At 69.9% G+C, this 19,676-nt stretch carries 18 protein-coding genes; 6 read left to right on the top strand and 12 right to left on the bottom strand.

The window, feature by feature from the left end; all coding sequences use genetic code 11:
- Positions 1-63: 63 nt before the first annotated feature.
- From OG589_RS43775 to OG589_RS43755, 5 genes are all read right to left on the bottom strand, one after another.
- Positions 64-831 carry a CDP-alcohol phosphatidyltransferase family protein gene (locus OG589_RS43775; protein ID WP_405144839.1) on the bottom strand — a complete coding sequence of 256 codons (768 nt, stop codon included), beginning with the start codon at positions 829-831 and terminating at the stop codon, positions 64-66.
- Complete coding sequence (locus OG589_RS43770) at positions 809-1,849, bottom strand: iron-containing alcohol dehydrogenase family protein (protein ID WP_405152241.1); 1,041 nt, start codon at positions 1,847-1,849, stop codon at positions 809-811. The genes OG589_RS43775 and OG589_RS43770 overlap by 23 nt, the downstream gene beginning before the upstream one ends.
- Before the next feature lie 82 nt (positions 1,850-1,931).
- Entirely contained in the window at positions 1,932-2,666 is a 735-nt protein-coding gene (locus OG589_RS43765; RefSeq protein WP_405144838.1) for a sugar phosphate nucleotidyltransferase, read from the bottom strand.
- A 121-nt stretch (positions 2,667-2,787) separates the two neighbouring features.
- On the bottom strand, positions 2,788-3,411 hold the full coding sequence (locus OG589_RS43760) for a DUF5941 domain-containing protein (RefSeq protein WP_405144837.1): 624 nt from the start codon (positions 3,409-3,411) through the stop codon (positions 2,788-2,790).
- Between the two features lie 2 nt (positions 3,412-3,413).
- Positions 3,414-4,964 carry a CDP-alcohol phosphatidyltransferase family protein gene (locus tag OG589_RS43755; RefSeq protein WP_405144836.1) on the bottom strand — a complete coding sequence of 517 codons (1,551 nt, stop codon included), beginning with the start codon at positions 4,962-4,964 and terminating at the stop codon, positions 3,414-3,416.
- A 294-nt stretch (positions 4,965-5,258) separates the two neighbouring features.
- On the opposite strand from OG589_RS43755, the gene OG589_RS43750 reads away from it, so the two are divergent.
- Both OG589_RS43750 and OG589_RS43745 read left to right on the top strand, forming a co-directional pair.
- Positions 5,259-6,671, top strand: coding sequence for an SDR family NAD(P)-dependent oxidoreductase (locus tag OG589_RS43750; RefSeq protein WP_405144835.1), 1,413 nt, complete (start codon positions 5,259-5,261; stop codon positions 6,669-6,671).
- A gap of 76 nt (positions 6,672-6,747) precedes the next feature.
- Entirely contained in the window at positions 6,748-8,511 is a 1,764-nt protein-coding gene (locus OG589_RS43745) for a CDP-glycerol glycerophosphotransferase family protein (RefSeq protein ID WP_405144834.1), read from the top strand.
- A 43-nt stretch (positions 8,512-8,554) separates the two neighbouring features.
- Here the strand turns inward: OG589_RS43745 and OG589_RS43740 are convergent, their stop codons facing one another.
- A complete protein-coding gene (locus OG589_RS43740; RefSeq protein WP_405152240.1) occupies positions 8,555-9,583 on the bottom strand; it encodes a glycosyltransferase family 2 protein in 1,029 nt (342 codons plus the stop codon).
- Positions 9,584-9,685: 102 nt separating this feature from the next.
- Here OG589_RS43740 and OG589_RS43735 point away from each other — a divergent pair, with 102 nt between their 5' ends.
- A complete protein-coding gene (locus OG589_RS43735) occupies positions 9,686-11,191 on the top strand; it encodes an LCP family protein (RefSeq protein ID WP_405144833.1) in 1,506 nt (501 codons plus the stop codon).
- Between the two features lie 6 nt (positions 11,192-11,197).
- Here the strand turns inward: OG589_RS43735 and OG589_RS43730 are convergent, their stop codons facing one another.
- The 3 genes from OG589_RS43730 to OG589_RS43720 all read right to left on the bottom strand — a co-directional run bounded on the left by OG589_RS43730 (position 11,198) and on the right by OG589_RS43720 (position 14,314).
- Entirely contained in the window at positions 11,198-11,854 is a 657-nt protein-coding gene (locus OG589_RS43730) for a hypothetical protein (RefSeq protein WP_405144832.1), read from the bottom strand.
- A gap of 101 nt (positions 11,855-11,955) precedes the next feature.
- Positions 11,956-12,786 carry a phosphoribosylaminoimidazolesuccinocarboxamide synthase gene (locus OG589_RS43725; protein WP_405144831.1) on the bottom strand — a complete coding sequence of 277 codons (831 nt, stop codon included), beginning with the start codon at positions 12,784-12,786 and terminating at the stop codon, positions 11,956-11,958.
- Between the two features lie 115 nt (positions 12,787-12,901).
- Positions 12,902-14,314: an ATP-binding protein gene (locus OG589_RS43720; RefSeq protein WP_405144830.1), complete on the bottom strand. Its 1,413-nt coding sequence runs from the start codon at positions 14,312-14,314 to the stop codon at positions 12,902-12,904.
- A gap of 845 nt (positions 14,315-15,159) precedes the next feature.
- On the opposite strand from OG589_RS43720, the gene OG589_RS43715 reads away from it, so the two are divergent.
- Complete coding sequence (locus tag OG589_RS43715) at positions 15,160-15,627, top strand: hypothetical protein (RefSeq protein ID WP_405144829.1); 468 nt, start codon at positions 15,160-15,162, stop codon at positions 15,625-15,627.
- Between the two features lie 312 nt (positions 15,628-15,939).
- Here OG589_RS43715 and OG589_RS43710 read toward each other — a convergent pair whose 3' ends face one another.
- Positions 15,940-16,932, bottom strand: a complete 993-nt coding sequence (locus OG589_RS43710; protein WP_405144828.1) for an aldo/keto reductase — start codon at positions 16,930-16,932, stop codon at positions 15,940-15,942.
- Positions 16,933-17,128: 196 nt separating this feature from the next.
- A complete protein-coding gene (locus tag OG589_RS43705; protein ID WP_405144827.1) occupies positions 17,129-17,308 on the bottom strand; it encodes a hypothetical protein in 180 nt (59 codons plus the stop codon).
- A gap of 123 nt (positions 17,309-17,431) precedes the next feature.
- On the opposite strand from OG589_RS43705, the gene OG589_RS43700 reads away from it, so the two are divergent.
- Together OG589_RS43700 and OG589_RS43695 are read left to right on the top strand one after the other, a co-directional pair.
- On the top strand, positions 17,432-17,854 hold the full coding sequence (locus OG589_RS43700) for a MerR family transcriptional regulator (protein ID WP_405144826.1): 423 nt from the start codon (positions 17,432-17,434) through the stop codon (positions 17,852-17,854).
- Between the two features lie 99 nt (positions 17,855-17,953).
- Positions 17,954-18,328: a tyrosine-type recombinase/integrase gene (locus OG589_RS43695; protein ID WP_405144825.1), complete on the top strand. Its 375-nt coding sequence runs from the start codon at positions 17,954-17,956 to the stop codon at positions 18,326-18,328.
- Positions 18,329-18,397: 69 nt separating this feature from the next.
- Here the strand turns inward: OG589_RS43695 and OG589_RS43690 are convergent, their stop codons facing one another.
- Positions 18,398-19,561, bottom strand: a complete 1,164-nt coding sequence (locus OG589_RS43690) for an acyl-CoA dehydrogenase family protein (RefSeq protein ID WP_405144824.1) — start codon at positions 19,559-19,561, stop codon at positions 18,398-18,400.
- Positions 19,562-19,676: the final 115 nt, after the last annotated feature.

Below are 19,676 nucleotides of genomic sequence, written 5' to 3'. Positions count from 1 at the left end.
GCGGTGGCTCTTGACAGAGATACGACGCCGGAGGGCCGCCGCCGGTTCCGATGCTTTCTCATCTCACCCGAGCCGCTTCGACGCCAGGATGCTCACGAGGTGGAGGATCGTCTGAAGCCCCGCGAAGACGACGCACGCGATCGTCAGCACCTGGGTCGCCACCAGGGTGCCCGCCACGGCGTCCCAGACCGCCGCGATCACGGCGATGATCGACAGCTCCACCGCCTGGATCACCCGGTGGAACCGGAGGGCCGCGGCGACCTTCCTGGCCGCGCCGAGCCGCCGCGACTGGAAGTGCTCGGCCGCCGCTTCGGTGGTCGCCGTCAGCCCTGAACGGGCGCGGGCGACGTCGACCAGGTCGGTCTCCGACTTGATCAGGATGGCCCCTAGCGCGGCGGCGACGCCGAGCACGGTGTACCAGTCGGGAAGCGTGGCCGAGGCCCGGAACCCGAGCCCGATCAGCAGCGCGGCCTCGCAGAAGTAGTGACCGACACGGTCGAGGTAGACGCCGGTGATCGAGGTGCGGTGGGTCCACCTCGCCAGCTCGCCGTCGGAGCAGTCGAGCAGCAGGTAGACCTGGATCAGGACGGCCGCGGCGACGGCCGCCCACAGGCCCGGCAGGGCCAGCACCACGCCCGCGAGCAGCCCGGCCAGGATCATCAGACCGGTGACCTGGTTGGGGGTGATCGGCGTGCGGGCCAGCGCCCAGGTCACGTAGATCGACAGCTTGCGCATGTAGAGCGCGCCGGCCCAGTGCTCGCCGGAGTTGCGCTCCATGGTCGTGTGCGGCTGAGCGACCGCACGCAGCTCAATGACCGAGGGCCCGGACATATTCCTCCACCCGGTCACGCACTTCGGCCTCGGAGAGGCGCAGGTGCTCCAGAATCGTGTATCGCCCGGGACGGGTCGACGGCGCCAGCATCACCGCTTCGGTGAACTGCTCGGCCGTCAGCCCGACGTCGCCGGGGGTGACCGGAAGGTCATGCCCGCGCAGGCAGTCGGCGACCAGCGAGAGCCGGCGCTCGTCCCCGCGCAGGAAGAAACAGAAGGCGGCCCCGATACCGGCGAGCTCGCCGTGGTTCGAGGTGCCCGGAAAGAGCTGGTCCACGGCATGCAGGATCTCATGATCTCCACCGCTGCTGGGACGCGACGAACCCGCGATGACCATCGACATGCCCGACAGCACCAGAGATTCCGCCAGGACCGTGAGGAAGGCGTCGGACTCGATGGAGTCGCTCCTGCCGAGCACGGCCTCGGCGCTGGTGCGGGCCATGGCGACCGCGAGGCCGTCGATGGGCTCGCCACGCTCGACGTTGCCGAGCTGCCAGTCCTCGATGGCCGACAGGTTGCTGATCACGTCGCCCACGCCGGCCCGTACGAGCGAGGGGGGCGCGCCGTGGACGAAGTCGAGGTCGACCAGGATCGCCAGGGGCATGGGGACGCCGAACGACCCCTTACCCCCCTCGTGCTCCAGCGAGGAGACGGGCGAGCAGATGCCGTCGTGCGAGAGGTTGGTGGCCACCGCGACCATGGGGATGCCGGTCAGCGACGCGGCGTACTTGGTGACGTCGATGGTCTTGCCGCCGCCGATGCCCACCACGGCCTCGTACGCGCCCTTGCGCAGGTCGGCGCCGAGGGACACCGCGGAGTCCACCGAGCCGTCGGGGACCCGGAACACCTCCGCCTCGCCCAGCGTGGGCGCGATCATGCTGGAGATGTGGTCGCCCTGCCCGGCGCCCACCGCGACCGCGACCCGGCCGGAGGTGACCACCCGGCTGTCGGCGAGCAGCGCGCCAAGCTGGGCCACCGCGCCCCGGCGGACCTCGACCGTCAGCGGTGCCATGAGCATTCGCGCTAGGAGCGGCATGCGTTCTCCCGTACCGTCGAAGAGCACGACACGCCGGCCGTCCGCAGGCCCGCGGGCGGCTCGGCTAGTAGGTGCACGCGATCTCCCTGGCCTTGGCGAGGTCGTCGTGGTTGTCGACTTCCACCCAGTCGACCTTGCCGATGGGGGCGACGGCGATCTTCTCACCGCGGGCCACCATCTCGCCGTACCCGTCCTCGTAGTAGAGCTGGGGGTCGCGCTCGAAGGTGGCCTTCAGGGCGTCGGCGAGGCGCGCGGCGGCCCCGGGACGGATCAGGGTGGCGCCGATGTACTCGCCGAAGGCGTCGGCGGGGTCCATCAGCTTGGTGATGCGCCGCAGGTGGCCCGCCTCGTCGAGTGTGACCTTCATCTCCTCGTCGGCGAGGGATTTCACGTCGTCGACCGCGAGGAGGATGTCGCTGGTCTCGGGCGCGTCGAGGAGCGTGCGCTCGACCGACACCGGGTGGACGGTGTCGCCGTTGACCAGGAGCGCGCCCTCGGAGAAGTGGTCGCGCGCGCACCACAGCGAGTAGGCGTTGTTCCACTCCTCCGCCTTGTCGTTGTGCACGAGGGTGAGCTTCACGTCATGCCGCCGTTCGAGCTCCGCCTTGCGGTCGTGCACCGCCTGCGCCGCGTAGCCGATGATCACCACGACGTCGCGCAGACCGACCGCCGCGAGGTTCCGCAGGGCGATGTCCAGGATCGTGGTCTCTCCGTCGACCGGCACGAGCGCCTTGGGCAGCGTGTCGGTGTACGGCCGCAGGCGTCGTCCGGCCCCGGCGGCCAGCACCATTCCCAGCAACGTGCACTCCTCAATAAAGCCAGAATCTGTAGGCCAAAGGTTAGTTGCCTACAGGTGGTGATCGTGTAATCCGGAGTTCACCTATTCCGTAACAAGACCAATCGTTGGCAATGACCGGCCGTCAGTCGAGCCCGCCGAGGTCGGCCGCCTCGACGCCGGATCTGGGCGCGGCGAGCCAGCAGGTGATGCTCTCCCAGCAGAAAAGCGCCACGAGGTACAGCGCGGCCAGCGCGAACACGGCCGTGACGACGCCCAGCAGGACTCCCATGGCGATCAGCAGCATCCGTCCCTCCCAGCCGAGCCCGGCGGAGGCGAGCCAGGCGGGCGGGTAGACGTGCTGGCGGCAGCGGTACACGACGTCGTAGTGGTGGAAGAGCATCGCGCCGAGCAAGGCGAACAGCAGGACCTTCGGCACGTCCCACGCGAAGCCCACGCAGGCGATGAAGCCGTACTCGGTGAGCCGCAGGATCGGCGGCACCAGCCAGTCGAGCCGCCCGTCGTGGGCGTGGGAGCTGCCGGGTCCCGCGAGCAGCAGCGCCACGGCGGGCGCGAAGACGGACGGCCCGTCGGCGCCCGCGACGCCGAGGAACAGCATCACCCCCGTGACGAACGCCCCGGCGATCGCGGGCGGCAGCGGCGGTAGCTGGCCCGCGACGAGCAGGCCCATGCCTCGTGCCAGCACCCCGTCGTCGCGGTAGGTCACCACGGAACTGCGCGGCACCGGCGCCATGTGCACCTTGGTCATGCTCACAGAGACCTCGCGATCCGGCCGGTCAGCGTGTAGAGCGCCGCGAGCCCGCCCCAGGCCAGCAGCGCGAGGAAGGTCACCCGCGCGTTGAACAGCGCGGCGGTCACCGCGATCAGCACCATGCGCTCGCCGATGGGGAGCACGACGATCTTCTTCAGCCAGCGGGAGGCGGTGTTCCTGTCGAGGCGGGCCGAGAGCCGCACGACGGAGCCGTCCGCCCGCCCGCGCACCGGCACGACCGGATCTCGCCTGAGCGCTCCTGGCAGCCCCAGGGAGCCGCCGTGCCCGGGACGCTCCCAGACCGCGCCGGCGCCGGCGGCGTCCGCCCGCGCGGCGGCGTACGAGAAGTCGATCATGTGGCGTATCGCCTGGACCAGCATGGCCGCCACCGCCAGCGCCCAGATGCCGCCCGGGCCCGTCGACCCCAGCTCGACACCGCCGGTGTATCCAAGGGCGAGCCCGACATAGACGACATACTCCTTAACGCGGTCGAACGTGGCGTCCAGCCAGGCCCCGAGCGGCGAGAACATGCGGGTGTACCGGGCGAGCTGCCCGTCCACGCAGTCGAGGACGAACGACAGGTAGAGCAGCGCCGCGCCCGCGACCTGCGCGCGGCGCTCCCCCGCGGAGAAGGCGACCGCCGCGAGGCCCGCGAGGCCGACCGAGAGCCCGGTGACGGAGTTCGGCGTGAGCCCGAGCCTGGCGGCCAGCCGCACCACGTGCCCCGACCACGAGCTCACGAAGTACGTCGCGACGAAGCCGTCATCGGACTTGACCGCGGCCTCCAGCCGGGCGCGGTCCTCATCGACCTCGCCCAGCCTGGCGATGGCGGCGTCTGCGCCGAGCCGGCCCGTGACCCTGTCGCAGTGCAGCCGCCCGAGGGGCGCCGCCCGTACGGGCACGCCGACGCGCACCAGGCCCGCGAGCAGCAGGTCGGCCACCTCGGTGTCCTCGGCGGCGCCGAGCCGCTGGTCCTGCGCGAGGTCGGCGAGCTCCTCCGCGACGTCGGCCAGGCTCACGAGATCGGCCTCCCCCACGTGCAGGACGCCCCGGAAGCCGCCGTTGGCGCCGCTCACGGTGTGGAAGGAGTTGCCCGCGGCGACCACCCTGCCGCGCTCCGCGCGGATCGGAGGAAGCCGATCGTGCTCTGGGGAGACCAGCGCGCCGGTGCCCCGCGCGGGGTCGGCCAGCAGCAGGGCGAGCGCCTCGGTGTGGGCGACCAGGTCGCCCGGGAACACCGCTAACGGGCCCGAGACCGCGCGCGCGACCTCGGCCACCGCGCGCAGGTCGCCGGTGAGCCCGGCGCTCCGGGTGACGTCGGGCCCGGCCAAGGGATCGGCCAGGGGCCCGGCAAGCGGCTCGGTCACCGGCTCGACCGCGGGCCCGGCGACGAGCACGGCGGGACGGGACGGGAGCGCGGGCAGGTCGGTGGAACGGGTCACGACGTGCACCCGGTGGACATGGAGCGTCGCGAGCTGCCGGACCAGCCGGTCGGCCAGCGTGCCTTCGGGGCATGCCAGCCTTGCCGCCGGGGTGGTGGCGAGCAGCACCGCGACGGTCGCCGGCGGCTTCCTCTCCGAAGGGGCGCCTGAATGCTCCGCAGATGTGCCGGAAGGCTTTCGGGGAGGCCTCACAGGGGGCGGGTACGCGGAGTCGGGCAACCGGGGGTCTCCTTCCGCGACCGGGGATCGTCCACCCCGCAAAGTAACCGAGCCGTCACGCGCCTCGCAATCCCATCGGCGCGTCACGCTGCGCGCCGCTGCGTTATAAGGGGACGTGGGCGCCGCCTCCGGGTAGTGATCAGTAGGGTGAGTCGTTACCGAGTCGCATAAGGAAGTCCTATTTTGGCCACACAGGAACCACGCCTGCGGACCGTCGGAGTGGTCCTCGCGGGCGGCATCGGGCAACGCGTCGGGCTCAACACCCCGAAGCAGCTTCTCAAGATCGCGGGACGCACGATCATCGAGCACACCCTCACGGTCTTCAACGACGCGCCGGAGATCGACGAGATCGTCGTCCTGATGGCCCCCGGCTTCACGGCCGAGGTCGAGCGGTTGGTCGAGCGGGGCGGCTTCCACAAGGTGAGCAAGGTCGTGGAGGGAGGCGCGAGCCGCACCGAGTCGACCTGGCGGGCCCTGCGGGCGCTCGGCCCCGACGAGTGCGACGTTCTGCTGCACGACGCCGTGCGCCCCCTGCTGGAGCCGCGCATCATCTCCGAGTGCGTCGAGGCCCTGAAGGTGTACTCCGCGGTCGACGTCGCCATCCCGTCGTCCGACACGGTCGTGGTGGCCGCGCCGGGCCCGCGCGGCGAGATCATCCGCGACATCCCCGACCGCTCGCGGCTGCGGCGCGGCCAGACCCCGCAGTGCTTCCGGCTCTCGGTGATCCGCGAGGCGTACGAGCGCGCCTTCGCCGACCCGGACTTCGACCGGCAGCCCGCCACCGACGACTGCGGCGTGGTGCTGCGTTACCTCCCGGACGTCCCCATCTACATCGTGCCGGGCAGCGAGCACAACATGAAGGTCACCCACCCGGTCGACGTCTACATCGCCGACAAGCTGTTCCAGCTCGCCTCCAACACCGCTCCGGTGCCCGCGAGCCCGGAGGCGTACCGGCGGGCGCTCGCGGGCAAGACCGTGGTCGTGTTCGGCGGCAGCTACGGCATCGGCGCCGACGTCGTCGACCTCGCCGGCGAGTACGGCGCGAACGTCTACTCCTTCTCGCGGTCCCAGAACGGCGTGCGCGTGGAGGACCCCGTGTCGGTGGCCGAGGCCCTCGACCAGGCGGCCAAGGAGAGCGGCCGCGTCGACTACGTCGTCAACACCGCCGGAGTGCTCCACATGGGCAAGCTCGGGGAGGCGGACGACCTCACCGTGGAGGAGACCGTCGGGGTGAACTACCTCGGCCCGGTGAACATCGCCAGGGCGGCCATCCGCCACCTGCGCGAGACCCGGGGCCACCTGCTGCTCTACACCTCCTCGTCCTACACCAGGGGCCGCGCGGACTACAGCCTCTACTCCTCCACCAAGGCGGCCGTGGTGAACCTCACCCAGGCGCTCGCGGACGAGTGGGCCGAGTACGGTGTCCGCGTCAACTGCGTCAACCCCGAGCGCACCGGCACGCCCATGCGGCACCGCGCCTTCGGCGACGAGCCCCCGGCCAGCCTGCTGTCCCCGCGCGCGGTCGCGCAGACCTCCATCGACCTGCTCGTCTCCGGCCTCACGGGTCAGGTGATCGACGTACGCCGCGCCCCCTGACGTACGCGGCGCCCCCTGAGTGGGTACAAGACCATCAACGCGCGGGGAAACGACCGGGGGGCCGTCGATGGGGTGGGTGCGCCGAAACACGCCTGGAGCGTTGCTCGCGGGACTGCTCCTGCTGTCCTTCCCGGCGCTGATGGTCACCGCGCTGTACCCGTTCCCCACGGCCTTCGCCGTCGTGGTGGCGGTGTCGTACGGCGCGGAGGCCGCGGCCGGGCGCCTGGCGCGGCCGGTGCTCGACCGGCTGGGCCGGATCCACCTCGGGGTGACCGTGCGGTTCCTGGCGCGGGAGGCCGGCGCGGTGCTGCTCGTGGCGCGCACGGCCGGCGCGGGCTCCCGATGGTTCATCCTGCTCTGCGGGGGGCTGCTGCTCATGCACGTGCTCCGGGTGCTCCAGGCGGGCACCGCGCTCTATCTCGACCGCTGCCTCAACCTCATGCCGGTGACGACCAGGAACCTCGACGTGCCCTCGCTGCGGATCCCCGGGGAGCCGCCGGGAGGGCTGGCCGGATGGCGGGGCGCGCGGCTGTTCTACGTCGACGTCCTCCCCGTGGGCGCGATCGCCTTGGGCGCCCTCACCGTCCGGGAGAGCTCCGGTACGGCCGTGCTGGGAGGGGCCGGGCTCGGCGCGGCCATCGCGCTCCAGGCGGCGGCCGTGCTCGTCCTGCTGGTGCACGCGCGGCGGGCGGCGCCGCTGGCGAACCGCGAGCGCGTGATCGAGGCGGTCGACCGGCGGGTCCAGGCGTACGGGCCCGAGGTGATCTTCTACTTCTCGGGCCCCGCCACCTCCGTCTACCAGGCGACCATGTGGCTGGACACGCTGGCGCGGCTCAGCCGCCGCACGATCGTCGTCCTGCGGGAGCGCGAGATCCTGCCCCTGCTCGGGGCGACGACGCTCCCGGTGCTGTGCGTGCCGTCCGCCGTCGACCTGATGAACCTGCGCGGGCTGGACGGCGCCCGGCTCGCCCTCTACGCGTCGAACGTGGGCAAGAACATCCACCTGCTGCGCGCCCCGGGCCTGCGCAGCGTCTTCATCGGCCACGGCGACAGCGACAAGGAGGCCTCGTTCAACCCGTTCTCCAAGGCGTACGACGAGGTGTGGGTCGCCGGGCAGGCCGGGCGCGACCGCTACCTGCGCGCCCAGGTGGGCGTACGCGACGAGGACATCGTCGAGGTGGGCCGCCCGCAACTGTCGGGGATCAGGCGGAACGGGCCCGGCCTGCCGGTGCTCAGCGTGCTCTACGCTCCCACGTGGGAGGGCTGGACCGACGACCTGTTCCACACCTCGCTCATCACGATGGGCCCGAAGCTCGTACGGGCCCTGCTCGCGCACTCCCCTGCCGTACGGGTGATCTACAAGCCGCATCCGCTGACGGGCGAGCGCGACCCCCGCGCCAACACGGCCCATCGGCGGATCGTCGAGATGATCAGGGCCGGTGCGGCGCCGCATCGGGTGGTCGCCGGCCGGGAACCGCACCTGTACGACTGCTTCAACGACTGCGACCTGCTGGTCAGCGACATCTCCAGCGTCGTCGCCGACTTCGTGGCGAGCGGCAAGCCGTACGCGGTGACCAACGTCGCGGGGATGGCCGGCCACGTCTTCCGCGAGCGCTACCCGAGCACGGAGGCGGCCTACCTGCTCGGCCCGGACCTTCGGGAGCTGCCGGGGATCCTCGCGCAGCTCCAGCGCCCGGGCGAGGACGAGCTGGCCGAGGCGAGGCGGGCGATGAAGACCTACCTGCTCGGGCCCGACCATCCGGACGCGATGACCCGCTTCGACGAGGCCGTCAACCGCGCCCACGACATGGCGGGGCTCAAGGGCACGCTACGGCTCTAGGGTCTCCGGGAGCCCAGGAGGACCCCCGGAGACGGCGTACGGGCTAGGAGGACGCCCCTCGCGGCGGCCTGGCGAGGCGGGGCGGGCTGGTGAGGAAGCCCCAGCCCCACGAGATGTGCATGGTCGCGTACACCACCGGCAGCCGCAGCAGGGCGGCGGCGGACAGCCCCCGGCCGGTGAGCACCGAGCCGGCGAGGATCGCCAGGATGTACGCCCCGGGGACCAGCAGGCCGAGCGGGAAGAACGGCGACACGACCAGGCCGAGCAGCATCGCCAGCACCGCGAGCGGCGGGGCGAGGTAGCGGAGGTTGATCGTGCCTTCGTGGGTGCGGGCCACGACCCGCCGCCAGCGTCCGTAGTGGAAGTACTGCTTGGCGAGTGCCTTGACCGTCGGGCGCGGGCGGTACGAGACGCGCATGCGGGGCTGGAACCACACGAGGCCGCCGGTCTCGCGGATGCGGTGGTTCATCTCCCAGTCCTGGGCGCGCTGGAAGTGCTCGTCGTAGCCGCCGACACGCTCCAGCGCCTCGCGGCGGAAGACGCCGAGGTAGACGGTGTCGGCGGGCCCGGGTTGGCCTCCGGTGTGGAAGCGCGCGTTGCCCACGCCGATCTTGGACGTCATGGCGCACGCCACGGCCTGCTCGAACGGCGTGACGCCCTCGGCGGCCATGATGCCGCCGACGTTGTCGGCGCCGGTCCGTTCGAGGGTGTCGACCGCGACCTGGAGGTAGTCCTCCGGGAGCATGGCGTGCCCGTCGACGCGGGCGATGATCCCGTTGCGGGATGCCCCGATGGCGGCGTTGAGCGCGTTCGGGGTGCGTCCGGTGGGGTTCGGCACGACCGTCACGCGGGGATCCTCGGCCGCGAGGGCGTCGGCCACCTCCTGCGTGCGGTCATGGGACGGGCCGATGGCGAGGACGACCTCGATCGGTCCGTCGTAGCGTTGGGCGAGCACCTGCCGCACGGCCTCACGCAGATGGCGCTCTTCGTTGAGCACCGGCATGACGACCGAGATCGGCGGCCAGACTCGTGTGGTCTGGCTGGTTCGGGGCGAGTCGGGGAACTCCTTCATGGCGGCGCTCACGCTACTGTACGAGCGGGTGGGGACGGCAACCCACGGGCGATCGAAAGCCTCCTCACCGGTGAGCGTTCTCGGCCTGAGGGGGGCACCACGGTGAGTGACGACGACTCCGGTGTTGGCGTCGGCGACTCCGGTGTCCACGTGGGAGGCGACGCGTACGGCGGCGTCAGGCTGTCACAGCGCCGCACGAGACGGGCACGGTCCAGCGCGCGCACCATCATGGTCACCGGGGCGCTGTCCAGCGCGGTGCTGCTCGGCTCGGGCGTGCTGTGGTTCCTTTCGACGTACGCGGCGAGCCAGATCAAGCGGGTCAACGCCGGCACCGTGGGCTCTGACGCCCGTGGCGCGATGAACATCCTGCTGGTCGGCGTCGACAAGCGCGACGACCTGTCGCGGCGGCAGCAGAACCAGCTCCACCTCGGCCGTGAGGTCGGGCAGCGCAGCGACACGATGATGGTGATCCACCTCTCGGAGGACCATTCGAAGGTCACCGTGGTGAGCCTCCCCCGGGACAGCTGGGTCGACATCCCCGGCAAGGGCACCCACAAGATCAACTCAGCGTACTCCCTCGGCGGCGCCAAGCTGGCCGTCCGCACGGTGCAGAACGCCACCGGGCTGCCCATCAACCACTACATCGAGGTCAACGTCCTCGGGTTCATCAACGTCGTGGACGCGCTCGGCGGGGTCTCGGTGTGCACCCCCGTCGCGATCAACGACCAGCACACGAAGTTCCAGCTCCAGCCGGGCACCTACGAGCTCGACGGGGTGAAGGCGCTGTTCTACGCGCGCACCCGCGCCACCGCGCGCTCCGACCTCGACCGCATCGACCGGCAGCAGCAGGTCATCTCGGCCCTGCTCCAGCGGGCGCTGAGCGGCGGCACCCTGGCCAACCCCGCGAAGCTCGGTGGGCTCGTCAGCTCGACGCTCAAGACCCTGACCGTGGACGACGCCCTGGCCAAGGACGTGCTGGGGCTCGCCGACCAGCTCAAGGACGTCTCGACCGACGACGTGGCCTTCACCACCGTCCCGCTCGCGGACGTGAACTACACGGCCCCCACAGGGGAGTCCGCCGTGCTGTGGGACAAGACGGCGGCCCGCGACCTGTTCAAGCGGATCGCGGCCGACGAGCCCCTGGTCAAGCCGGCGGCCTCCAAGAGCGCCACGCCCACGCCCTCGGCCTCGTCGTCATCCTCGTCCTCCTCGGCCGACGCGCTGACCGTGGCGCCCTCGCGCATCGTGGTACGGGTGGTCAACGGCACGGCCATCACGGGCCTGGGCGCCCGCACCAGGACCGACCTGCGCAAGGTCGGTTTCCAGGTGCCCGCCGAGCCCGGCGACACGACCCCGCGCGACCACACCGACACCGTGGTCCGCTATCCCGCCGGCCGGGAGGACTCCGCGCGTACCGTCGCCGCCGCCATCCCCGGGGCCGACCTGCGCCAGGCCGACGTGCCGGGCATCGAGGTCATCGTCGGGAGCAAGTACTCCGGCACCAAGAAGGTCACCGTCAAGGACTCCCCCGCCGCCACACCCACCCCCGCCCCCGCCGCCGACGCCCCGGTGGCCAGGACCGCCACCGAGAACATCTGCAAGAAGTAAGGGCCGTCAGGCGAGGGCGTGCGCGTTCTTCGCCATGCCCTCGCCGCCGGGGGTTCCCAGTGCCGGCCTCCGGCCGAGCGGGGCCAGGGCGAGCCAGTAGCACACGGCGCCCACGGGGATCAGGTCCAGGTTCACCGCCATCAGCGCGGTGCCGAGGACGACCAGCGCGGGGCTCCAGCCGCTGACCCGTCCCGGCGTCACCACGGCCAGCAGCACGACGAGCGCGAGCAGGCCGACGTAGAACAGCACAGGCCCCACGGTGTAGAACGCCGGGGTCACGCCCGGGTACCCCTGGACCTGCTGGAAGAGGTGGTTCATCTCGGGCCGGTCGGCCGCGCTCAGCCCCACGGCGAGGTCGATGACGGCCTGCCCGGCGGTGGCGGACACCCCGAGCAGGGCGATCACGGTGCTCAGGGTCGCGGTGAACCTCAGCCCCGTCGTCCCTGCCGCCACCATGCGGCGCATCCCGAGGACCACCGGCCCGAAGATCAGCAGCCCGATGAGGAACGCCGCGTGGCCGGTCGTCCAGGCCACGCCCGGACCCCGGCTCCCGTCGAGCCCGTCGAGCAGCCGGATGACCCCGTACGCCAGCAGGAACAGGGGGGCGGCGGCGAACGCCATCCCGGTGTACACGTCGCGGGAAGCGGTCAGCGATTTGGACATGGTCCGATGATGGTCCGGGCACGCCCCCGCTCCCATCGGGGATGACCCCGGACCGCCCCTGACGCCTCCCCCATCCTCTGGCCCGGGGTTAGGGAGGGGGGCTACCAGGCCTTGCCGGTGATGCGCTCGTACGCCTCGATGTAGCGTGCCCGCGTGGTGTCGATGACCTCCTGGGGCACCTCGGGCGCGGGCTCCTTCTTGTCCCACCCGGTGCCGACGGCCCAGTCTCGTACGAACTGCTTGTCGAAGGCGTACTGCGGGCGCCCGGGCTCCCACTGGTCGGCCGGCCAGAACCGCGAGGAGTCGGAGGTCAGCACCTCGTCCCCCAGCACCAGCGTGCCGTCGGCCGCCCGTCCGAACTCCAGCTTGGTGTCGGCGATCAGGATGCCCCGCTCGGCGGCGAGCTCCGCGCCGCGCCGGTAGACCTCCAACGTGACCCGCCGCAGCTCCTCGGCGGTCTCGGCGCCCTCCTGCGCGACCACGTCGGCGAAGGTGATGAACTCGTCGTGGGCGCCCAGCTCGGCCTTGGTGGTCGGTGTGAAGACCGGCTCCGGCAGCTTGGAACCCTCCACGAGCCCGGGCGGCAGCGCCACGCCGGACACCGCGCCCGTCGCCTGGTACTCCCTGAGGCCGAGCCCGGCGAGGTAGCCGCGCGCGATGCACTCCACGGGGAGCATGTCGAGCCTGCGGCAGCGTACGGCCCGGCCCGCGAACTCCTCGGGCACGTCGGTCGCCGAGATCACGTGGTTGGGGACGATGTCCGCGAGCTGCTCGAACCACCACAGCGAGAGCTGCGTCAGGACCTTGCCCTTGTCGGGGATCGCGGTCGGCAGGATCACGTCGTACACCGAGAGCCGGTCGGACGCCACGAGGATGATGTCCCCGCGGTCCTCGTAGACGTCCCGGACCTTCCCGGAGTGGAGAAGCTTCACCCTGCCCCCTGCTCTGCGACCACCGACGGCCTCCCGGCCTCCCAAACCGGTCCCAGGCTACCGCCGCCCCACCAGGCCACCGTCCCCCGCCCGGCGGGGACCAGCTCGCCCGCGGCTACACCCGCGCCGCCGTTCGCAGATCGCGGTCGAAGGCCGTGATGTCCTCGTCCGTCAGCGAGGACCGGGTGCCCGATATGGCGTCCAGGTAGTCACCGGTGACCTGCGCACGGTCGGGGCGCGCCGCCTCGGATCCCTGCCTCGCCGTCGCGAGGTGGCGCTCGAAGGCCGTCTGCGCGGCCGTACGGGCGGCGTACTCGATGTCGGCGGGGGTGAACCGGGCACTGGCCTCGACCAGGGCGTCCAGGTCCACCTGCGCGAGACGGTCGGGCCCGATGTAACGGGTCCAGATCGCCCGGCGGGCGTCGGCGTCCGGAGGGCCGATCGGGATCAGGTAGTCGAACCGGCCCGGCCGCAGGAAGGCCGGATCCATGCTGCGCACCGCGTTGGTGGCGCAGATCAGCAACCGCCGGTCGCGGCGGCGGAAGACCGGTATGAGCTTGAGCAGCTCGTTGGTGATCCGGTGGGCCAGGGACGCCGGATCGCGCCGCTCGGAGGCGATCTCCTCAGCCTCGTCGAAGAACAGGACCACCTGCTCCAAATGCTCGACCCGGGAGAACAGCTGACGCAGCGCTCCCGCGACGCCGTTCGGATCGGCGGCGAGCTGGTACGGGAAGACCTCGACGAACGGCCATCGCAGCCGCGACGCGACGGCCCTGGCGAACGTCGTCTTGCCCGTGCCCGGCGGGCCGAACAGGACGACGGCCCGGGCGGCTTCCAGGCCGTAGTGCTCCGCGATGTCACGGTGCTCCAAGGGCATCACCAGCCGGCGCTCGATGAGCGTCTTCTCCGCGTCCATGCCCGCGATCCGCTCCCACAGGCCGGTCTCGGGAACGGTGCCGCCGATCTGGTCGAGGATGGTGGCCTCCGCCGGAGCAGTGGGCAGCACCTTCTCGAAGTAGGTGGCGTCGGGCCGGCTCGCGTAGCCGGAGTTCATGAACGCGGCCTCCCCGGTCTCGTGCGCCGGCAGCAGCGCCCCGATGCGGCGCACCCGCCTCTGGGCCAGGCGTTCCTCCAGTGCGGAGAGCAGGCCGGACCCGATGCCGTGACCACGCCACTCGGGATCGATGGCCAGGCGCAGCACCCACGCGCGATCTTCAGCCGCCAGGGACACCGCGGTGCCCACGAGCCGCGCCCCGACGGCGGCCACGACCGCCGGCATACCGCCACGAATCGCCCCCACGGCTTCGGCCAAGGTCACCACCGGCTCGGCCGCCGTCTCCCGCGACTCCTCCAGCAGCCGGACGACCTGATCCAGATCATCCTCCCGGAAATCACGCACATGCCATGGAGCCATCGCCGTCACCCCTGATCGGAAGGTACCCCGGAGACCTGATCGGTCAGATGTCGTCCGCGCACGGATCCCCTCCTGTGCGGCGACCGGAAGTACGAAACGCTCTTCCCACCCCAACTCCCCCCAAAACCCCCCACACCACCGCGACCCACATACGGCAGCGGATGGTCTCCGCAGGGATGCGGAGGTTCAGCGGCAGCCACCACGATCATGGCTCTGAGCGCGATGCCGCCATCGGCGTCCAGATACGGCTCGGGCTGGAACTCTCACGTGACGAGCGCTCCCATCGACTGCCGGGCACCGTACCCGTGGTGGCCAGACTCCCCCGGGCCAGCCGTCCCCGGGCGAGCGGCGGTTCATGCCGCACGAGTCCTCCACTGGCTCGTCCACTCCATCATGATGGCTCTCATTGGTGCGCTCGTTGCATTCTGCGTCACCCGAGAACTGGGGGGCGAGGTACTAAGCGCCCTCGGGGCGGCCGGCGGCACCTTTCTCGCCGTCCTGATGGCTTCCGCCGCCTTCTTCACGGCGACGGGAAGTGAAGATGCCCGACCCGCCTGTTGGCACCAGTACGAGCGTTACGCCAGGAGGTCATCAGCCGTAACGCGCTGCGCGTTCGGCGGCCCCACCTTCCATGTCTACGCCCACCACTTGAGCCACTCCCGTGATGGCGCTCAGGGCTGACAGGCTGTCGCCTGTTCCATCCATGAGCGCGATGTCTCACGGAACACGGACGGAACAGATCGCCCTTCAAGATCATCCGTCCCCACCGCAAACCCGGTCCGGGAGCTTCCTCCGGACCGGGTTCTTGCTGTTCAGGGGCCTTGATCAGGGCACCTGGGAAACAATTCGATCATGGGGATGAGCAGCGGTTACGCTTGCGGGCATCTCGCGTCGCTTCTCGCTGCTTTTGGTACTTCCACGGAACAGCGACGGAACAGAGCAGAAGCTTGGAGGCGCCTGTGGCGATGCCCAGGAAGGGCTCACGGCGCATCAACGTCGACGGCACCGCCTTCCGCTGGCGGATCCGGCACAGGCCCACCTACTGCCAGGGCAACGGCTGGAGTCCCCTCACCGTCACTGTTGAGCGGACCGCGGAGCCGGGGTGTGTTCTCGTGGTATCACTTCCCTGCGCTCGGCCGGACAACTGGCTCGGAGAACGGACGATCGCGGTCCGCCCCATCCTCGTCGCCGGATGCATCCGGCGGGCCATCGAACAGGGATGGAACCCTGGGCAACCGAGTTCGGCATTCACCCTCACCGTCACCGAGGACGAACTAGCCGTGCTCCTGGGCGAACCGCCTCAGTACCTGGTCCCCTTCCTCTGGGGCATGATCCCCGAAGGCGGAGGCATCGAGGACCTCCCTCGATGCACCGAAATCTGGAGCCGGGACAAGCAGAACACCAGCCAGGCACCTTCGGATCCTTAGCCAGTTCGAGATCGTCTTACGACGTCCACTGGTGCTCTTGAATTCCTGCTCAGGGCCCACATCGTCCTGATCGTCTTCTACCGCTGTCTATCGGCGTCCAGGGCTGCTGTTAGCACCTGCGTTAGCAAGATCCGCGCATGGGAAACTCACGGAACGGGAGTCGGGGCGTCTCCGATCCGCGTCGGCACCGGCTCGAGGAGCATCCCGGCTCACGCGTGTCCAGGCATGTGCGGCTCTCCTCGTCTCCATGTACATAGCGACGTATGGGCACCTTCATCACTCGGTGCGAAGGATGCCGAATGTGGTGGAGTGTCAGTACGCGGCGTCGAGCTTCGCCTGCTGTTCCGCCGTCAACTCCAGGTCCACTGCAGCCAGGCTCTCCTCCAGCTGCTCGACTGAGGAGGCTCCGACCAGCGGGATCATCGGAATATCGCCGCCGATGAGCCAGGCGAGCACCACCTGGTTGACGGTCGCTCCTGTCTCCTTCGCCACTTCCTGCAGTGCCGCGAGACGCTGGGGTGTGCCTGGGTGGTCGAACGCGGCATCGAGCGGCTTGTCTTCACGTACGTAGCCGCCGCCCAGCAAGGGCGAGTAGGCGACCAGCGTGAGTGCGGGCTCGGCTCTCAGATAGCTGAGCAGGTTCCCGCCGACCACACCGAGGTTTCCGTCCTGGGAGCGCAGCGTCGGCAGATCGGTGCGCGGACGCAGGTAGGAGTGGTGGTACTGCAGGACTTCATAGCCGGGCAGCCCCGCCGTGGCCGCCAGGTTCCGGGCCCGCTCGAGTCGCCAGGCCCAGTGGTTGCTCGCCCCGAGGAGACCCACGGTGCCCTCCTGGACCAAACCTGCGAATGCCTCGACGGTCTCCTCCGGCGGCACCTTGGAACCTTCGAGGTATGCGTGTGCGTACAGGAGGTCCAGCTTGTCCACGCCGAGCCGTTCCCTGCTCCGCTCCGAGGATTCCCGGATCACTTGGGCGGACAAGCCCTCAAGGTCGTGGCTGAGGCCGGTCGCCGGAGCGTTGGGCCGCCCTCCGAGCTTGGTGGCGATGACGATCTCATCGGTGACGTTGCGGCTGCGTCGCCAGCGGCCGAGCAGGGTTTCGCTTTCACCCCCCTGAGTGCCATTGACCCAGTAGGCGTAGTTATTGGCGGTGTCGATGAAATTCCCGCCGGCCTCGACGAAGCGGTCAAGGATGGCGAACGACGTCGCCTCGTCGGTGGCGGTACCGAACAGCATCGCGCCAAGGCTCAGCACGCTGACATCACGGCGAGTCATCGGATCACTGCCAATAGTGCGGTACTTCATGTTGAATCATCTCCTGGCTATCCATGTCGGGCGTACTTAAGGTGCCACTCACGGCCGGGCTGGAACTGGTACGAGCAATGTCGCGCGGGGAGGGACTGAGGTGCCGACTTGAGGAGGGTGGCCGGTTCGAGGTCACGATCGGCTGGGACTACCACCCCTACATCCACAGCCATCGGCCATGCGTGCAGGCCATAGATCAGGTGCACGAAACCGGGGTGAAGAGCTTCCTTGCTCGGGATGTGGGCGGGCAACGCCGGGCGCCGGCACCTGGGGACCCGTACGGCTGCCTGGGATCGCCGACCGCGCCGAACATCATGGCGCCCAGGCAGTGGACGCTCACTTCGATGCCGGTGCCGCCGAGAACGCGGTAACGCATCATCAGCTCCTCGAAATACCGCGAAAACGCCGGAGACAACCCCGCAGCGCATTGGGCGGGATGGGCATGCGTCGGAGCCTACGAGCTAGAGCCGACTCTAGATCAAGCCCTAACCTTGACCTCATGCCGGAAACGAACCCAGGCCTGAGCATCGGGCAGGTCTCCGAACGCACTGGCCTGAGCGTCCACGCGTTGCGCTTCTACGAGCGCGAGGGCATCCTGGTCGCCCCCGTACGGCGGGGCCCCAGTGGCCGGCGCGTCTACAGTGACAGGGACGTGGAGTGGCTTCACCTCTGCGTCAACCTGCGCGCCTCCGGCATGCCGCTGCCCGCCATCCGCCAGTACGCGGACCTCGTGAGGCGGGGTGCGGGCAACGAAGAGCACCTGCTGACCCTCCTGCGGCAACATCGTGACCAGGTCACCGCGCAGATCGAACAGCTCACCGAGTCTCTCGGCATGGTCACCCACAAGATCAGCGCGTACACCGAGCAACTGGCCGAAGGCGCCACAGGCCCGATTACGTGCACCGCTCCGCAGAGCAGCTGATGGACATGGTCACAGCATGGCAGGAGCGCAAAGTATCCCCCGCTCGTCTGCACGCTGCCGTGGGAGAAGCTTTCAGGGAAGCCCCGGACGCACAATCTGTTGTTCCGCTGGACTGACGACACGTTCATCAAGGCTCGCAGCTACAGCGAACTCGTGTGGAAGCCCGCCATCGCGGCGGCCGGAGTCATCCCGCAGCCGGAAAAGGATCATAGAGCGCGGCGACGGTTCGCCACGAGCCGCAAGGAGGGCTTACACCAGCTACGGCACTACTACGCCAGTGTGATGCTCACCGGCAGCGTGTCGATCAAGGAACTCGCCGAGTACCTCGGCCACGCGGATCCCGGCTTCACCCTCCGCGTCTACGCCCACATGATGCCGGGCTCTCACGACCGTGCCCGCGAGGCGATGGACGGCCGCCTGTTCCGTCCGCGCGCGGTGTCCCATGGAACAGGGACGGAACAGGCCCACTCATAAGATCATCGACCGAGAGCACGAACCCGGCCCGGGAACCTCTCCCGGACCGGGTTTTAGCTGTTCAAAGGGCTACTTGAGGAGTTGGCGGGCGATGACCATGCGCTGGATCTGGTTGGTGCCCTCGTAGATTTGGGTGATCTTGGCGTCGCGCATCATGCGTTCTACCGGGTAGTCGCGGGTGTAGCCGTAGCCGCCGAGGAGCTGGACGGCGTCGGTGGTGATGTCCATGGCGGCGTCGGAGGCGGCGCACTTGGCGGCGCTGGAGAAGAAGGTGAGGTCGGCGGCCTTCTGGCCGTGCATCGCGAGCTCGGACTTGGCCGCCGCCGCGTACGTGAGCTGCCGGGCGGACTCCAGCTTCATCGCCATGTCGGCGATCATGAACTGCAGCCCCTGGAACTCGGCGATGGGCTTGCCGAACTGCTTGCGCTCCTTGACGTAGCCGATGGCGTAGTCGAGCGCGCCCTGGGCGATGCCGAGGGCCTGGGCGGCGATGGTGATGCGGGTGTGGTCGAGGGTCGCGAGGGCGGTCTTGAAGCCGGTTCCCTCCTCGCCGATCATCCGGTCGGCGGGGATCCGCACGTTCTCCAGGATGACCTGCCGGGTGGGCGAGCCCTTGATCCCGAGCTTCCTCTCCTTGGCGCCGAAGCTCACGCCCTCGTCGTCCTTCTCGACGACGAACGCGGAGATGCCCCGGGCCCCGGCCTCGGGGTCGGTGACGGCCATGACCGTGTAGAACTCCGACACGCCCGCGTTGGTGATCCACATCTTGGTGCCGTTGAGCACGTAGTGGTCGCCGTCGCGGACCGCGCGCGTCTTCATCGCGGCGGCGTCGGAGCCGGCCTCGGGCTCGGACAGGGCGTACGAGAACATGCCCTCACCGCGAGCCACGGGAGCCAGATAGCGCTGCTTGAGATCCTCGGAGGCGGACAGCAGCAGCGGCACCGTGCCGAGCTTGTTGACGGCCGGGATCAGCGAGGACGACGCGCAGGCCCGCGCGACCTCCTCGATGACGATCACGGTGGCGAGCGCGTCGGCCCCCGCACCGCCATACTGCTCAGGGATGTGCACGGCGTGCAGGTCGGCGGCGACCAGGGCCTTGTACGCCTCCCACGGGAACTCGCCGTTCTCGTCGACGGCGGCGGCGTGCGGGGCGATCTTCTCGTCGGAGAGGGCCCGCACGGTCTCACGCAGCATCTCGTGCTCTTCGGCGGGCGCGTAGAGAGGGAAGCTCATGGACAAATAGTAGGACGTCCAACAATACGGATGCTGAAGCAGGGGTATATGGAAGTCACCCCTCTGGCGAAATGTCCCTTTTGTACTGTTGCAGGAGGTAGGGGGGCCGGTAACA

This window comes from Sphaerisporangium sp. NBC_01403 (assembly GCF_045040145.1).
Lineage (GTDB): Bacteria > Actinomycetota > Actinomycetes > Streptosporangiales > Streptosporangiaceae > Sphaerisporangium > Sphaerisporangium viridialbum.
This window is presented reverse-complemented; position numbering and strand designations above follow the sequence as displayed.

Bases quoted from the DNA above. Each gene is read 5' to 3' on its own strand.
- OG589_RS43770 (WP_405152241.1), bottom strand. From the start codon at position 1,849: ATGCTCATGGCACCGCTGACGGTCGAGGTCCGCCGGGGCGCGGTGGCC.
- OG589_RS43775 (WP_405144839.1), bottom strand. From the start codon at position 831: ATGTCCGGGCCCTCGGTCATTGAGCTGCGTGCGGTCGCTCAGCCGCAC.
- OG589_RS43705 (WP_405144827.1), bottom strand. From the start codon at position 17,308: ATGCGTTACCGCGTTCTCGGCGGCACCGGCATCGAAGTGAGCGTCCAC.
- OG589_RS43760 (WP_405144837.1), bottom strand. From the start codon at position 3,411: ATGACCAAGGTGCACATGGCGCCGGTGCCGCGCAGTTCCGTGGTGACC.
- OG589_RS43690 (WP_405144824.1), bottom strand. From the start codon at position 19,561: ATGAGCTTCCCTCTCTACGCGCCCGCCGAAGAGCACGAGATGCTGCGT.
- OG589_RS43730 (WP_405144832.1), bottom strand. From the start codon at position 11,854: ATGTCCAAATCGCTGACCGCTTCCCGCGACGTGTACACCGGGATGGCG.
- OG589_RS43710 (WP_405144828.1), bottom strand. From the start codon at position 16,932: ATGAAGTACCGCACTATTGGCAGTGATCCGATGACTCGCCGTGATGTC.
- OG589_RS43700 (WP_405144826.1), top strand. From the start codon at position 17,432: ATGCCGGAAACGAACCCAGGCCTGAGCATCGGGCAGGTCTCCGAACGC.
- OG589_RS43740 (WP_405152240.1), bottom strand. From the start codon at position 9,583: ATGAAGGAGTTCCCCGACTCGCCCCGAACCAGCCAGACCACACGAGTC.